Source organism: Corynebacterium lowii, assembly GCF_001412085.1.
GTDB lineage: Bacteria > Actinomycetota > Actinomycetes > Mycobacteriales > Mycobacteriaceae > Corynebacterium > Corynebacterium lowii.
This window is the reverse complement of the sequence record NZ_LKEV01000004.1, coordinates 59,706-75,099: the sequence shown is the minus strand read 5'-3', so window position 1 is coordinate 75,099 and position 15,394 is coordinate 59,706. Positions and strand designations below refer to the sequence as shown.

General features: G+C 61.0%; 12 protein-coding genes. 5 read left to right on the top strand and 7 right to left on the bottom strand.

Going from position 1 to position 15,394, the window contains the following annotated elements; genetic code table 11:
* Nucleotides 1-89: 89 nt before the first annotated feature.
* Together clpB and Clow_RS07045 are read right to left on the bottom strand one after the other, a co-directional pair.
* A complete protein-coding gene (gene clpB, locus Clow_RS07050) occupies nt 90-2,663 on the bottom strand; it encodes an ATP-dependent chaperone ClpB (protein ID WP_055178089.1) in 2,574 nt (857 codons plus the stop codon).
* 449 nt (nt 2,664-3,112) lie between these two features.
* On the bottom strand, nt 3,113-4,456 hold the full coding sequence (locus tag Clow_RS07045; protein WP_055178088.1) for a sodium/glutamate symporter: 1,344 nt from the start codon (nt 4,454-4,456) through the stop codon (nt 3,113-3,115).
* An 87-nt stretch (nt 4,457-4,543) separates the two neighbouring features.
* Between Clow_RS07045 and Clow_RS07040 the strand changes: the two genes are divergently transcribed.
* Nucleotides 4,544-5,686: an NAD(P)-binding domain-containing protein gene (locus Clow_RS07040; protein WP_055178087.1), complete on the top strand. Its 1,143-nt coding sequence runs from the start codon at nt 4,544-4,546 to the stop codon at nt 5,684-5,686.
* Nucleotides 5,687-5,837: 151 nt separating this feature from the next.
* The gene (locus Clow_RS07035) at nt 5,838-7,016 is read left to right on the top strand and encodes a hypothetical protein (protein WP_156334745.1); all 1,179 of its coding nucleotides are present in this window, start codon (nt 5,838-5,840) and stop codon (nt 7,014-7,016) included.
* Between the two features lie 3 nt (nt 7,017-7,019).
* On the opposite strand, the gene Clow_RS07030 is transcribed toward Clow_RS07035, so the two are convergent.
* Nucleotides 7,020-7,808 carry a carbon-nitrogen hydrolase family protein gene (locus Clow_RS07030; protein ID WP_055178085.1) on the bottom strand — a complete coding sequence of 263 codons (789 nt, stop codon included), beginning with the start codon at nt 7,806-7,808 and terminating at the stop codon, nt 7,020-7,022.
* A gap of 91 nt (nt 7,809-7,899) precedes the next feature.
* On the opposite strand from Clow_RS07030, the gene Clow_RS07025 reads away from it, so the two are divergent.
* Together Clow_RS07025 and Clow_RS07020 are read left to right on the top strand one after the other, a co-directional pair.
* Nucleotides 7,900-8,148 (top strand): hypothetical protein, encoded by a 249-nt coding sequence (locus Clow_RS07025; RefSeq protein ID WP_156334743.1) that lies wholly within the window; start codon nt 7,900-7,902, stop codon nt 8,146-8,148.
* Nucleotides 8,136-9,350, top strand: a complete 1,215-nt coding sequence (locus tag Clow_RS07020; protein WP_055178083.1) for an alpha/beta hydrolase — start codon at nt 8,136-8,138, stop codon at nt 9,348-9,350. Before Clow_RS07025 ends, Clow_RS07020 begins: the two co-directional genes overlap by 13 nt.
* On the opposite strand, the gene Clow_RS11440 is transcribed toward Clow_RS07020, so the two are convergent.
* The 4 genes from Clow_RS11440 to dnaK all read right to left on the bottom strand — a co-directional run bounded on the left by Clow_RS11440 (nt 9,283) and on the right by dnaK (nt 13,304).
* Nucleotides 9,283-9,717, bottom strand: a complete 435-nt coding sequence (locus Clow_RS11440) for a heat shock protein transcriptional repressor HspR (RefSeq protein WP_082418587.1) — start codon at nt 9,715-9,717, stop codon at nt 9,283-9,285. The two genes, Clow_RS07020 and Clow_RS11440, sit on opposite strands and share 68 nt — an antisense overlap.
* 1 nt (nt 9,718) lies before the next feature.
* Nucleotides 9,719-10,873 carry a molecular chaperone DnaJ gene (dnaJ, locus tag Clow_RS07015; RefSeq protein ID WP_055178082.1) on the bottom strand — a complete coding sequence of 385 codons (1,155 nt, stop codon included), beginning with the start codon at nt 10,871-10,873 and terminating at the stop codon, nt 9,719-9,721.
* 89 nt (nt 10,874-10,962) lie between these two features.
* Complete coding sequence (grpE, locus tag Clow_RS07010; protein WP_082418586.1) at nt 10,963-11,472, bottom strand: nucleotide exchange factor GrpE; 510 nt, start codon at nt 11,470-11,472, stop codon at nt 10,963-10,965.
* Entirely contained in the window at nt 11,469-13,304 is a 1,836-nt protein-coding gene (gene dnaK / locus Clow_RS07005) for a molecular chaperone DnaK (protein WP_055178081.1), read from the bottom strand. Before dnaK ends, grpE begins: the two co-directional genes overlap by 4 nt.
* A 656-nt stretch (nt 13,305-13,960) precedes the next feature.
* Between dnaK and Clow_RS07000 the strand changes: the two genes are divergently transcribed.
* Nucleotides 13,961-15,358 carry an amino acid permease gene (locus tag Clow_RS07000; RefSeq protein ID WP_245625730.1) on the top strand — a complete coding sequence of 466 codons (1,398 nt, stop codon included), beginning with the start codon at nt 13,961-13,963 and terminating at the stop codon, nt 15,356-15,358.
* Nucleotides 15,359-15,394: the final 36 nt, after the last annotated feature.

The window sequence follows — 15,394 nt, the reverse complement described above, 5'->3', positions numbered from 1 at the left end:
CGAACAATGCTGAGTGTAAGACCCTCGCCAAAGGCAATTCAATAGCAATCTACTTTCGTCCCCTAAAGAGTGCCTAAAGGGATATTGCGTTACTGATTTTCTATGGAATACACAGAAATATCCAAGCGTGCTCCACCCTCTGCCACATCCACGTTCACCTTATCCCCATCGCGCACCTCACCAGCCAAGAGCTTCTTAGCCAGCTGATCGCCAATAGCCTGCTGAATCAAGCGACGCAACGGGCGCGCACCATAGGCCGGGTCATACCCACGATCGCCCAACCAATCCCGCGCGGAATCGGAGACGTGCAGGCGCAAACGGCGCTGCTCCAGGCGGCGAGCCAGCTGCCCCACCTGAATATCCACGATGTGCGTCAACTGCTCATGGCTAAGTGGCTCAAAGACCACCACATCATCCAAGCGATTGATGAACTCCGGCTTAAAGGCGTGCTTCACCGCCTCCATCACCTGCTCACGGCTACCACCGGCACCGAGGTTCGAGGTGAGAATCAGCAGGGTATTACGGAAGTCCACGGTACGACCCTGACCATCGGTGAGGCGGCCATCGTCAAGCACCTGCAAGAGCACATCGAATACATCCGGGTGCGCCTTCTCCACCTCATCGAAGAGCACCACAGTGTAGGGGCGGCGTCGCACGGCCTCGGTGAGCTGACCGCCGGCGTCGTAGCCCACGTATCCGGGAGGTGCACCCACGAGGCGCGCCACGGAGTGCTTCTCCGCATACTCGGACATATCAATGCGCACCATCGCGCGCTCATCATCAAAGAGGAATTCCGCCAGGGCCTTGGCCAACTCCGTCTTACCCACACCCGTAGGCCCGAGGAAGAGGAAGGAACCCGTGGGCCGATTCGGGTCAGCCACCCCGGCGCGCGCCCGACGCACCGCGTCCGACACCGCCGTCACCGCCTCGCGCTGGCCGACGACCCGCTTGCCCAGCACGGCTTCCATTTCCAGCAACTTCTCGGTTTCACCCTGCAACATCTTGCCCGCGGGGATACCCGTCCACGCAGAGACCACCTCCGCGATTGTGTCCGGGGTGACCTCCTCGGTGAGCATGGAGTTATTGGCCCCATTGCTCACCTTGGCCTCGGCATTGACCATAGCCTGCTCGGCAGCCGGAATCTTGCCGTAGCGCAGCTCGGATACCCGCTCGTAATCACCCTCGCGCTCGGCAATCTCCGATTCTCCGCGCAGCCGTTCCAGCTCCTCCTTGGCGGCGCGAACCTCGTCGATAGCGCCCTTCTCGTTATTCCACCGGGCGGTAAGTTCGCCCAGCTTCTCGCGCTCATCGGCCAATTCGCTGCGCAGCGCCTCTAGGCGCTCCTTGGAGGCGGCATCCTTTTCCTTTTCCAGCGCCAGTTCCTCGATTTCCAAGCGACGCACAATGCGCCGGGCCTCGTCGATCTCCTGCGGGGAAGAATCAATCTCCATGCGCAGCCGAGAAGCGGCCTCGTCCACCAGATCAATGGCCTTATCCGGCAGGAATCGGTTGGTGATGTAGCGATCCGAGAGCGTGGCGGCGGCCACCAGGGCGGAGTCCTGGATACGCACGCCGTGGTGTACCTCGTAGCGCTCCTTGAGCCCACGCAGGATACCCACGGCATCCGGCACGCTCGGCTCACCCACATAGACCTGCTGGAAGCGGCGTTCCAGGGCGGCGTCCTTTTCTATGTACTGGCGGTACTCGTCCAGGGTGGTGGCACCCACCAGGCGCAACTCGCCGCGCGCCAGCAGGGGCTTAATCATATTGCCAGCGTCCATCGCGGAATCACCCGTGGCACCCGCACCCACGATGGTGTGCAACTCATCAATGAAGGTGATGATCTGCCCATCGGACTGCTTAATCTCATCAAGCACGGCCTTCAGCCGCTCCTCGAACTCACCACGGTACTTGGCACCGGCCACCAGGGAGCCCAGATCGAGGGAAAGGAGCGTCTTGCCCTGAAGAGACTCGGGTACGTCACCCGCCACAATGCGCCGGGCCAGGCCCTCCACAATGGCGGTCTTACCCACGCCGGGCTCACCGATGAGCACCGGATTGTTCTTTGTGCGGCGCGAAAGTACCTGCACCACGCGGCGAATCTCCGCATCGCGCCCAATCACCGGATCAATCTTGCCCTCGCGCGCCCGTGCAGTGAGATCCGTGGCGTACTTCTCTAGGGCCTGGAACTGCCCCTCCGGGTCCTGGCTGGTCACCTTGGTGTGCCCGCGTACGGAGGGAAAGGCCTGCTTAATCGCCTCATAGGTGGCACCCTTGGACTTCAATAGCTCAGCGGCGTCGCTCGTACCGCGTGCCAGCCCAGCGAGCAGCACCTCGGTGGAAACGTATTCATCACCCAACTCGCCCGCCAATTCCTGCGCGGCGGTGAGCGCATTGAGGGTATCGCGGTTGAAATTGGGGTTAGCCAGATTAGAGCCCTGGGCCTGCGGATAACTGGCTACAAGGGCCTCGGCCTCCCGCGCAATCGCCTGGGGGTCTACCCCCACGGCCTGCAAGACGGGGGCGGCAATACCCTCGCTTTGCTCGACAATGGCGTGCAAGAGGTGCGCCGGGCGAATATCGGGGTTGCCATTGCTACTGGCCTGCTGCAAGGCGGTTTGAAAGGCCTCGCTGGTCTTGGTGGTGGGGGTAAAAGAGTTCACTGTTTCTGCCTTTCTGGTCTCTTCTGAGCCTGTGCCGATAGTTGTAGCAGGAGGGCGTGTCCGAGCCCCTGGGGCTTGGTTCCGGGGCCGCCTCGGGGGACTCGTTGCCCCTGCGTCACTACGCGGGTTGTTATCGGGAAAGCCGCCGTTCAGGGGAGCTTTCCTTGCTTCATTCAATTCCTACAATCTCTACAACGCAGCAAGAGTTGAGTTTGTTCCACTGAAGGCTAAAAAAGTTGAGCGGGACAGAGTCAAGGTCTAGTTGCCGGAACACGTGGCGACGCAGAGTTGTTTCAACAACTCAGCAACAACTACCCCAACAACTCTCCGCCACAACTACCCATCAGCGCAGGTCAAACCATAAAAATAGTTGTTGGATAGTTGTTTTTTAGGAGGCTATCCACCACATCCCAGGCAGGCACCTCTCCCCCAAGCCCCCGATAATTCCCCTACCCCCCGTGCTTCACCTCCACATGGCGCCCCGGCACCCAGCGCAGCACCACCGCCATTCCAAGCACGATCACCGCCAGGAGTGTGGCCAACCAGCCCAGCCCCATCGTCCACCCCGTGAGCACCGCGATGGGAGCCACCACCGTCATGCCAATCTCAAAGGGAGCAAAACCCACGTAGGCCACGCCGTACTCGTTGAGCGTGCCGGATTTCAGCTTGGGGTCCACCATCTTCAACAGGGCAATGCCCGTAGCTACCGCCGCCGTCGCCCAGCCCCAGCCAAAGAGCGCGCGTTCCAGCCATTTCACGCCAAAGAAGGTGGGCGCCACCAGGAAGAAAAACACCAGGCAGTAGATCGTGCCCAGCACGAACATCACCACGAGCGGCACCCAGTAATCCGCCACCACGGCGGGCACGATGGCCGCGATACCAAAGGCGATAAGGTAATCCGTGGCCGCGCCGGAAAGGGAATTGATGGTATCCCGGTCAACGTAATTGGGCTTGCCAAAGAGGTTCAAAAGCAGCTTGCCCACGATACCCACGGCAAAGGACATGATAAAGAGCGGAATGGAGACCTCGGGGAATACTCCCTGAATGGCCTGGTTAATCAGATAGGCGAACATCACCGTCAGCGCCAACATACCCACATGCAAAGCCACGGGCTCGATGGAGGAGGGGTTCGTGGTGGCTTTACCGATGGAGGGGCGCTCGGTTTCCTCGTCGATATATCCGGAGCGCATATCCCACGGGAGCTTCTTGGGCATTTCCGAGGTGCGTCCGGTGCGGATACCCCAGTTGGCAAAGATCACACCGCCCACGATGGCGGCGAGCGTGCCCACCGTGGCGGAGGTAAAGCCCAGGGTGCTGGCAGCGGTCGCGCCGGTGGCCTCCAGGGAGGAGCCCACGGCGGCAGCCGTGCCAAAACCGCCCACGAAGCCCACGGGCAGCATCATTCCAAACCAATCCTCCGTGCCCCACACGGGTTCAAAGAGGAACATTCCGAGCAGAATAAAAAGGCCCCACTGCCCCAGGAACATTCCGGTGGAATAGGACCACATGGTGCGCGCACCGGAACGCACGGAGCGGTCAAATTGCATGGAATAAGGCATGGCGGCAAAGACCACCGCGATGAGCAGCGTGGTATAAGCCCCCATTTGGTCGGAAAAACCAATCCATCCCAGCGCTCCCGGTCCGAGCAATAGCCCCAAGAGACCAGCGGTAATGGGGGCGGGAAGCAGCAGGGCCTGGAAGGCGGGTACCTTCCGGCGCAGGACGTTACCCACCACCATCAGGACAGAAATCCAGCCCACATCAACCAGCAGGGAAAAAGGGGTGTATTCCACAGCGGCTCCTTCATGCGACGTACAAGACCGGCTCATCTTAACGGCTCGCGCTGCGATTACGCATTCCCCCGTGGGAGAATGGGGGTGATGAAAACACCCCTCCTCACCATCATCATTGGTGCGGGTCAAGCAGGGCTGGCTTGTGCCCATGAGCTCGTGCACCGCGGCCTCACCCCAGGAACAGACTTTGTGGTGGTAGACGCCAATTCCGGCCCCGGCGGAGCCTGGCGGCACCGCTGGGATTCCCTCACACTAGGGCGCGCCCACGGCATTGCCGATCTCCCAGGGCTGCCCATGAAGCGGCCCGACCCCTCCGTTCCCGCTTCCACTCTCGTGGCGGATTATTACGGAAGCTACGAGGAGTATCTAGGGCTCGGCGTTATCCGCCCGGTCACCGTCGCCTCGGTAACGTCCGTCTCCGGGCCGGATTCTCCCCTCCAGGTCACGGCTATCGACGGCCGCTCCTGGCAGGCACTCAGCGTCGTCAACGCCACCGGCACGTGGACTCAGCCTTTTATCCCCTTCGTTCCCGGCGCCTCTGCGTTCCAGGGTGAACAACTCCATACTGTGCAATATCGCCGCGCCGAGGACTTCCGCGGCAAACGTACCCTCGTGGTGGGTGGGGGTCTTTCTGCCGTGCAGTTCTTACTGGAACTTTCCGCAGTCACCGATACCCTGTGGTCTACTCGACGCCCTCCCAACTTCACCGACCGCACCTTCGATCAAGCCTGGGGTTTAGACGTAGAAAAAGCCGTGCGGGCGCGCACCCACGTCGGGAAAGCCCCGGCGTCGGTAGTGCGAACCACCGGCATTCCGCTCTGGCCCGAGTACATGGAGGCCGTAGCCTCCGGCGTGCTGGTCTCTCGAGGGCACCTGCATAGCGCGACGCCTCACGGCGTGCAGTTCGGCCCGCCTCCGGAAGCGCGCACCCACGGGCTAGGCCCCTCGCATAGTGACCACCTCGTCGTGCCGGAGAGTTGGCAACCCTGGGAGGAAGGGCACGAGGAGGAGGTAGACATTATCTTCTGGAACACCGGTTTCCGCGCGGCCCTGCGGCATCTAAGCCCGCTACATCTCCGGGGGTCGCAGGGTATCGCCATGCTCGATGAGGTAACCCCGCAGCGCGATTCCCGGATATTGTTGGTGGGGTACGCATCTTCGGCGTCCACCGTGGGTGCCACACGCGCGGGGCGCTTGGCAGGGCGTCGCATAGCTCAGCGCTTTGCCTGACCTACCCCCGCCATACCAGCGCCGTCTATGTCCGATTCGCACGCCTTCCTCCCCTTTTCCTACCCCCATATACGAAGGAATACACCCGCTTGCGAACCTTTGCCCCAGGCTCCTCTCTACAAAAGAGCACTGGGGCCTTAGTATGGAAGCCATGCCCGCCGCCACCCTCACCGAGATAGCGCGTCTCATCCGCGACCATCACGACACTTTCCGTGACGCCGCGCATGGTCGATTCTACGTGGATCACTTGGAGGCGCGGTCTGTTTTTCCGCTCAAGATGAGCCAGTCCCATATGGATCTCGCCCCGGCAATAGCGTGGGCTTTGGAGCGCAGCACTCCCGACGCCCTCGATCCCGACGTACTGTGGCGCGTCCAGCAGATCGGACTCGATCACCGCCGCCACGGCTTCCCCGCCATCGCCTACGCCTCCTTTGCCCAGGCTCTCAAGTTTGGGCTGCGCGAGGTGCTGCGAGTGGCCGATGAGCAATACACCGTGGCAGCCCAACAGGCGGAACACCTGATGGAAGGCGTGTGCGTGGAGATGGCCGCCGCCGCGGTAGAGGCTGATCAGCAGGGTATTCCCCCCGCATATTCCGGCGAGGTGATCGACGTACAGCGCATGAGCCGCCGCATTAGCGTGGTCACCCTCGATACCGGCCTGCCCATCCCCTTCGCTCCCGGCCAGCACGTCCTGGCCTCATCGAGCATGTTGCCGGGAATCTGGCTGCCAATGTCCCTCGCCACCCCCCCCACGGAGTTTGGGCAGATCGAGTTCCACGTGCTCGGGGAGGACGATACCGCCGCCCAACGCCTCGCCAAGTCCAAGGTGGGCGACCACTGGGTTTTCGGCCAGCCACAGGGTTCCCTGGCGGTCAGCGGCGAGCGCGATATTCTCCTCATCGCTCACTCTACCGGTTGGGCCCCGCTGCGTTCCCTCCTCTTTGACATGCTCACCTGGGAAAACCAGCCCAATGTCACGCTCTTCCTCAGCGCCGATTACCCCGGTGAGCTCTACGAACTCCCCCGCCTCTGGGCGCTCGCGCAGGCGAGCTCGTGGTTCACCGTGGTTCCCTGCGCCACCACGAATAAAGACGCTTGGTGGGTCAATTCCCAAACCACACTGCCGGACCTCTACATAGCAGTTTCCGAATCTCCCGGCGCGCTCGCCGCCAGCCGTGGCAATTGGCAGGATCATGAGATTCTCATTGCCGGGCCGGAGGATAATGCCCTGCACAGCGCCGCCGCTCTGAGCGCCACGGGGGCCCACAACATTCAGGTGGAAGCCTGGCCCCAGCGCACACCGGGGGCTGATTGGGCGCCTGCGGAATAACTTTTACAAGATGGGCAGCGCGCGCCGCGTCTCTTCCACCTGTTCAGGAGCTATATCTGCAATCACGAGTTCCGCGTCATAGCTCGCCTCCACCAAACGTTCCCCCACCGGACTAAGCACAGCAGAGTGCCCCAAACCCGTGGGTCCGCGGTTTTCCCCCCGCTTTCCCCCTGGGTGTGCCATATCCGACGCCACGATGAACGCCCCGGTATCCAAGGCTCGCGCGGCGGTCAACGTGCGCCACTGATGTAGTTTCCCCGGCCCATCCGCCCAGGAAGCCGGTACCACGATCACCTCTGCACCCCGGCGCGCAAGGTCTTGGAAAAGACTGGGAAAGCGCAGGTCAAAGCAGGTGGCTACACCCACCATCACGCCATCAATCTCAAAGGTCACCGGCTTAGTGCCGGGGCGCACGGTTTCCGATTCCCGCTGGTCAAAGGCATCATAGGTGTGGATTTTGTCATAACCACGCAGCTCTCCCCCGTCCGCGATCAGCGCGGTATTCCACACGCGGTTAGTCCCCTGCGGAGTGCGATCTGCCGGGCGAAACATTCCGGCCACGATGACCAGCCCCAAGCTGCGTGCAAGGTCATTGATTCCCGTGGCAAAGGGGCCATCGTAATCCTCCGCCTGGGTATCCAGGCAGCCAGTGCCAAAGGCCTGAGAGGTGGCCTCAGGGAAGATCACCATGCGGGCACCGCGCTCGGCGGCGCGCTGGGCATAGTCCTGCACAATGCGGAGGTTTTTCACCAGGCTCTGCGTAGCCTGTATTTGGGCCAGTGCGATGCGCATGCACTCAGCCTATGTGGACAACTACCGTTTATCCACAACTTCGCCCTCGGTTCCTTTCCTCAGCACTATCATTCGCGCTGTACTCGTGGGCATGAACGAACTACGCCTTCCCGAGGTATTCCTCCACCGCCTCCGCGCCACCACCACACACTTCCCCGGAGCCATGCCACACCTACCCGGTTCTTCCCTCACCGCTCAGGCTCTTCGCGCCGCCACGGCCTCCTGGGAACACAGCCTGTTGCGCGCCGCCGAGGCCCGCCAGCGCTTACTGGGTGACCTCACCCTCTTTTGTTCCCGCGCCCAAGCTACCGACGAAAGCATGGCTCAATGTCTGCGCTAACTCCACTCAATTCCGCCGATATGGACCGCACCGCCTCACATACCTCCATCCTGGCCAGGCACACCGCCACCGCTTCTACCCAAGAGCGCTCTCAAAATATCTCCCTGCGCGGGGCCAATCCTCTCGGGGCACCTCTCCTTGCGCTAGATCGCCTTGACGATGCCTCTTCTCCCTGGGCAATCGGAGCCAAGCAAATGCAAAAGGTAGCACATGTGCTCATCCGCACCAGTGGGCTGCAAAAAGAATTAGAGCAGGCCACGGAGCGCCTGCTTTCGCTCTCCAACCATTCCCTCGTGCTCACTGGAGCAACTCAGGCCATTTCCTCCCTCGGGGCGGTATTGGATTGGCACTGCGCCAGGGAAATAACTCGCCTGTGTACTCCCGTGGCTGCCCCGCCGCTCCACCGCCTAGGTTCCATGGCGGATCTCTCCCTTGACGCAATTCACGAAGCCACCCTGCTCGCTGCCCCGCAGTGGCGTGACCTAGCGGAGAAATACCCGGAAGCGCGCTTTATCGAGGCTGGCGCCAACACCGTGGCCGTGGCCTTTGGCGATCTTGATTCTTCGGCCTCCGTGACCACCTTCGTAGCTGGTACCGGTTCCTCCGATACTTCTGGCTGGCCCACCCATCTAGAACGAGGACGCACCATCGCCGCCGCCACGGGTGGAGCCTCCGTGGTGTGGTTAGGATATTCCGCTCCTTCCACCGTGCCCCATGCCATTGCCACACAACCAGCCCAAGCCGGTGCCCAGGCACTACAGCGCTTTCAACGCGACCTCGCCGCCCGCAATCCCACCCAAAGACGGGTGGTGTTGGGGTACAGCTACGGTTCCGTGGTAGTGGGACAAGCCTCAAGCACAGGGTTACTCACTGATGCCGTGGTACTCGTGGGCTCCCCCGGTGCTGTACTACCTCGCGCCTCACAATTTCGGTTACACGGCAATGGCCCTGGCAGCGTCCATGCGCTCACCGCCCCCGGTGACCCCATTGATCTCACCGCCACCAATTACGGCGGAATACACGGTGTAGACCCCACCTCCCCGCAATTCGGAGCTACGGTGTGGCCGGTTTCTCCTGGGGATCACTCCTCTTATTGGAATGATCCCCAGGTGCACCGCGCACTTCGGGAAATAGCTAACCCCGATTCCCCCGGTGTTCGCCGCGACGCCGAACCTTCGGGCTCCACATCACCACCGCCGTAGACCGGGGCACATGCACGAGTTCCCCACCCCGTATGGAATGGTGTGCCCGCATGTTTTCGTTTTCTGCGCGCAACTGCGCCACCTCAGCTTTAAGTTCCTCGTTCTGCCTCGTCAAGGCGATTATCGCTTTAATACCCGCGAGGTTCACGCCATCTTCCTGGCTGAGCTTTTGAATGTGGCGCAGCATTTCTACATCGGCACGGGAATAGCGGCGCCCTCCACCGCTGGTACGCGCCGGAGTCACCAACCCCATGCGGTCATAAGTACGGAGGGTTTGAGCGTGCATCCCGGAAAGTTCGGCAGCCACGGAGATCACAAAAACCTCCTCCGTCCCCTGCCTCTGGGAAGATTGCTGCGCACTAGTCATGCTACTTCGCCCCTTCCCAATCAGTGCGGGGGTTGAACCCGGATTCTCGCTCCGCCTGGGCATAGGTGCGCAGGGCACTGGTGGCCGCGGCATCCAGGTTGGTGGGCACCTTAACCTGTACCTTCACCCGCAGATCACCGTTCTTAATGCCTCGCCCACGCACGCGCAGCGTGCGCCCATCACGGGTACCAGCAGGAACTTTCACCCGCACCGGCGAATCCAGGGTAGGCACGGTAATCGTGTCACCCAGGGCCAATTCCGCAAAGGAAACCGGCACGGTCACCTCTAGGTCGTCCCCAGAGCGGGTAAACACGGGGTCAGGGCGCACGTGTACCGTCACGAAGAGATCGCCGGAGGGCTTGCCATTGGGGCCTGCCTCTCCTTGGCCTGCCAGGCGCACTTTTTGCCCGTCAATCACTCCGGCCGGGATACGCACCGTAATCGAGCGAGTCCGATGCACCGTGCCGCTGCCCTGGCACGTGGGGCAGGGATCCTCAATGATCTCCCCGGTGCCACCGCAGACGCTACAGGGAGCGGATAGCCCGAAGGCGCCCCGCTGCTCCGAGGTAAAACCCGTGCCCTGGCATGCCTGGCAAGTGGTGGGGTGGCCGGACTTAGAGCCCGAGCCGTGGCAGGTATTGCAAGGGGCCTCGCCGCTTAGTTGAAGGGGAAGAGTGGCCCCCTTCGCCGCTTCCCGGAAGTCGAGCGTGATATCCGTTTCGACGTCCGCTCCCCTGGTCGGCCGAGCTGATTGGCGAGGATTCCCGCCGCGACCAAAGAAGCTACCGAAGATGTCACCAAGACCGCCCTCTGGAGAATAACCTCCGCCTTGTCCAAAGAAGTCCGAGGCTTGGAAGTTCCCCGCCGTCCCGGACGAGCGAAACCCGCCCGGAAAACCGGAGCCTCCTAACCCGCCACTGCCGAGCATGGCACGAAAATCATCGTATTCCTTGCGCTTAGCCTCATCGCCTACGACGTCGTATGCCTCGGCGGCTTTCTTAAAGCGTTCCTCGGCTACCTTATCCCCCGGCTTTTTATCCGGGTGATTCTCGCGGGCGATTTTTCGATACGCCTTTTTAATATCCTCCTGGCTTGCGGACGAGGAGACTCCCAGGTCCGCGTAATAGTTCTTTTCTGCCCATTCGCGCTCAGCCACTGGGCATCTCCTCCTTTCTTGCTTTTAAGAAAAACGGCACCGCTGGTCGAATAAAAGCGATCAGCGGTGCCGAGAAATCTCCGCGCTAATTATTCTGCGGGATCAGCGATCATCACCATCGCGTGTCGGATGGTCTTATCACCCAGGCGGTACCCCTGGCGGAGCACCGTACCCAGAATCTTCTCGTCCCCGGAGGAACTATCCTGCACGGCTTCATGCAGTTCAGGGTCAAAGCCCTCTCCCTCCTCACCAAAGGCCACCAGGCCCAGGGAATCAAGGGTGGAGTGGAACTTCTCGGAGAAGGCCTTGAGCGGACCTTCTTCCAGATCACCGTGCTGCTTAGCCAGGGCCAGATCATCCATGATGGGCAGCAACTGAGAGACCACGGAGGCGCGAGCGGCCTCCACGGCTGCCTGGCGCTCGCGGGTAGAGCGGCGTCGATAGTTGGCGTACTCTGCCGTCACGCGCTGGAGATCCTCGGTGAGTTCCGCTACCGGATCGGCGGCTGGTTCCTCCGCCTCGGGAGCTTCCTCAGCGGTTTCCAAAGGGGTCTCCTCGACGTTCTCCGGCTCTTCGGTTGCGTCGTCGTTCTGGGTCACTTCTTGTCACCCTCTTCGTCCACAACCTCGGCGTCCACAACGTCGTCGTTGGCGGCACCCTCAGCATCAGCAGCGCCCTGCTTAGCTGCCTCAGCCTCATAGATGGCTTTGCCCATCTCCTGGGACTCGGTGTTCAGCTTCTCCACAGCGGCCTTGATGGCCTCCAGGTCGTCGCCCTTGAGGGCTTCTTCCACCTCAGTGGCAGCGGCCTCCACCTTGGTCTTGGTTTCCTCGGAAACCTTATCCGCGTTATCTTCCAGGAACTTGCGGGTCTGGTAGGCGGTGGACTCCGCGGCGTTGCGGGTCTCCTGCTCCTCGCGGCGCTTCTTATCCTCCTCGGCGTGGGCCTCCGCATCCTTGACCATGCGGTCAATCTCCTCCTGGGAAAGGCCAGAACCATCCTGGATGGTGATGGTGTTCTCCTTACCTGTGCCCTTATCCTTGGCAGTCACGTGCACAATGCCGTTGGCGTCAATGTCAAAGGTCACCTCGATCTGCGGCACTCCGCGCGGGGCGGGAGCGATACCACCGAGTTCGAAGGAGCCGAGCAGCTTGTTAGCTGCGGCCATCTCACGCTCACCCTGGAACACCTGAATCTGTACGGAGGGCTGGTTGTCCTCGGCGGTGGTGAAGGTTTCCGAGCGCTTAGTGGGGATCGTGGTGTTGCGCTCGATGAGCTTGGTCATCACTCCGCCCTTGGTCTCAATGCCAAGGGAGAGCGGAGTGACGTCGAGAAGCAGCACGTCCTTGACCTCGCCGCGCAGCACGCCGGCCTGCAAAGCGGCACCCACGGCCACGACCTCATCGGGGTTCACGCCCTTGTTCGGCTCCTTGCCGCCGGTGAGTTCCTTAACCAAATCGGTCACGGCAGGCATACGAGTGGAACCACCCACGAGCACCACCTGGTCAATGTCGGAGACCTTCATATCCGCGTCCGCAAGCACCTGGTTAAAGGGCTTCTTGGTGCGGTCGAGCAGATCCTGGGTGATGCGCTGGAACTCGGCGCGGGAAAGGGTCTCGTCGAGGAAGAGGGGGTTCTTCTCGGCGTCCACGGTGATGTAGGGCAGGTTGATGGTGGCCTGCTGGGAAGAGGAAAGTTCAATCTTCGCCTTCTCCGCAGCCTCGCGCAGGCGCTGGAGGGCCATCTTATCCTTGGTCAGGTCAATGCCGTTGCTGGCCTTGAACTTCTCCGCCAGCCAATCCACGATGCGCTGGTCCCAGTCATCGCCGCCGAGCTGGTTATCACCGGCGGTGGCGCGCACCTCCACCACGCCGTCACCGATCTCCAGCAGGGAAACGTCAAAGGTACCGCCACCGAGGTCAAATACGAGGATGGTCTGCTCCTCGTCATTCTTCTCCAGTCCGTAGGCCAGGGCCGCTGCGGTGGGCTCATTGACGATACGCAGCACATTCAGGCCCGCGATCTGGCCAGCTTCCTTAGTGGCCTGGCGCTGGGCGTCCTCAAAGTAAGCCGGGACGGTAATCACGGCGTCGGTAACGTCCTCACCCAAGTAAGCCTCCGCGTCCCTCTTGAGCTTTTGCAGGGTACGAGCGGAAATTTCCTGTGGGGTGTACTTCTTCTCGTCGATGTCCACGTGCCAATCATTTTCACCGATGTGGCGCTTCACGGAGCGGATGGTTCGATCCACGTTGGTCACGGCCTGGTTCTTAGCGGACTGTCCCACCAGCACCTCACCGTTCTTAGCGAAGGCCACCACGGAAGGCGTGGTGCGCGAGCCCTCGGCGTTCGCAATAACGGTGGGCTCGCCACCTTCTAGCACGGATACCACCGAGTTCGTGGTACCCAAGTCAATTCCTACTGCACGTCCCATTATCTTTTCCTCCTGATTGAATATGTATTCCAGTTGAGTGCCGCACCTTGACTGTGCACCGCTCAACTCCGGCACCCATCATAACAGACGAGCACAACAATCATTGAGTCGGCCACACTCAAGCCTACATCTACCCCAACGCCACCCCCTTCAAAGTTGTTCCCACTCCGCTCAATTTTTTTACACAGCATTAGCACTCCATCAAGCAGCCTTACCGAACGTCAGGCAATTCCACACTCAAGAGAGCACGGGCCACCGAGAAACCCAGAGTGGACCATCACCCATTTGGGGGTGATAATGGCGAGACAAATGCCACATCCAGTTACTTTCCAGCCACCCCACAAAGTGGGAGAAACGTCCTAATACCCCTGGTCAACCGCCCCCTCGAGTGATTCCACTCTCCCCCAAGCCCAAATAAACACGGGTTCACAATATGCACCTTCTCATATAGGTTCCGCCTTATGGCACAGCACATACCAAACGAGTGCCCCGCTCTTATTCCCACACCGAGGGAGGGCACTGCATCACCACTTCTCCCCCGCCAACGAACTCGTCGGCGCATCAAAAAGGGAAAGACATCCCGTAAAAACCGTGGTCATGTGCATCCCGATGAGCACACCGGCCTCCAGAAGTCGCTGAGCCGCCGTCAGCTCCAGATGATCGCCATCGGTTCCGCCATTGGCACCGGGCTCTTCCTGGGCACAGGCGCGCGCCTGGAACAGGCCGGGCCCGCCCTGGCGCTCCTCTATCTCATCTGTGGCCTCTTCGGCTACCTCATCCTGCGTTCCCTGGGCGAGCTCATTGTGTACCGGCCTACCTCCGGTTCCTTTGTCTCCTATGCCAGGGAGTTCTTTGGGGAGAAAGCCGCCTATACCGCGGGGTGGATGTATTGGTTTAACTGGGCCATGACCGCCGTGGCTGACGGCACTGCCATCGCCATTTACATCAAGTGGTTCGGTCAGTACAGCGATTTCATCAACCAACTCCCCCAGTGGTTGCTGGCGCTAGCCGTGGTACTGGGCGTGCTGGGGCTGAACCTAGTCTCAGTGAAGGTCTTTGGAGAGTTGGAGTTTTGGTTCTCCGCCGTGAAGGTCGGCGCGCTGATTCTCTTCCTCATCATCGGTATCTTCTTTGTGATCTTCGGCAGCCCTAACGGGCAGCCCACGGGCATCCATCTGCTTTCCGAGGGCGGCGGGGTATTCCCCAATGGCCTCCTGCCCGCGCTCATTGTGGTGCAAGGCGTGGTGTTTGCCTACGCCGGTATCGAGCTCGTGGGCACCACCTCAGGCGAGGCCAAGGATGCCCGCACGGAGATCCCCAAGGCCATCAACCTGGTGATTCTGCGCATTGCGGTGTTTTACTTCGGCTCGGTTCTCCTGCTGTGTCTGCTTTTGCCCTATACCGAGTATTCTGCGGGAGAATCGCCCTTCGTCACCTTCTTCGCCTCCATCGGGGTGGATGTGGCGGCCCCCATCATGCAGCTCATTGTGATTACGGCAGCGCTCTCCTCACTGAACGCCGGGCTGTACTCCACCGGGCGCATCATGCACTCCCTGGCACTGGCGGGTTCTGCCCCCAAGTTCGCTGCCAAGCTCACCCGCTCCGGAGTGCCCTACGGGGGCATCCTGCTGACCACAGCGGTAGCACTAGTGGGGGTGGGGTTGAATTATGTGGTGCCGGAGCAAACCTTTGAGATCGTGCTCAACCTCGCCGCTTTGGGAACGATGGCTAGCTGGGCGGCCATCGCCCTATCCCACATGAAGTTCGTGGCCCTGGCTAAGAAGGGCATCTACGAACGCCCCGCGTATCAAGCGTATTTGGCGCCGTGGACAAACTATCTCACGCTGGGTTTTTTGGGCTGTGTCATCGTGCTCATGGCCTTTGACTATCCGGTGGGCACCTGGACACTCATTGTTTCCCTCCTTTTCTTCCCCATTTTGGCTTTGGGGTGGAGAGTGAACCGCAGTCGAATCATGGATGCTGTAGATGCCCGCCAGGCTGAACGCCAAGCGGGCTTGCAAGAACACGGGCATGATCGCCAGCAGGGGGATTAAGCAGCCCCACCAGACCCAGCCCCAGCAAACACTTCG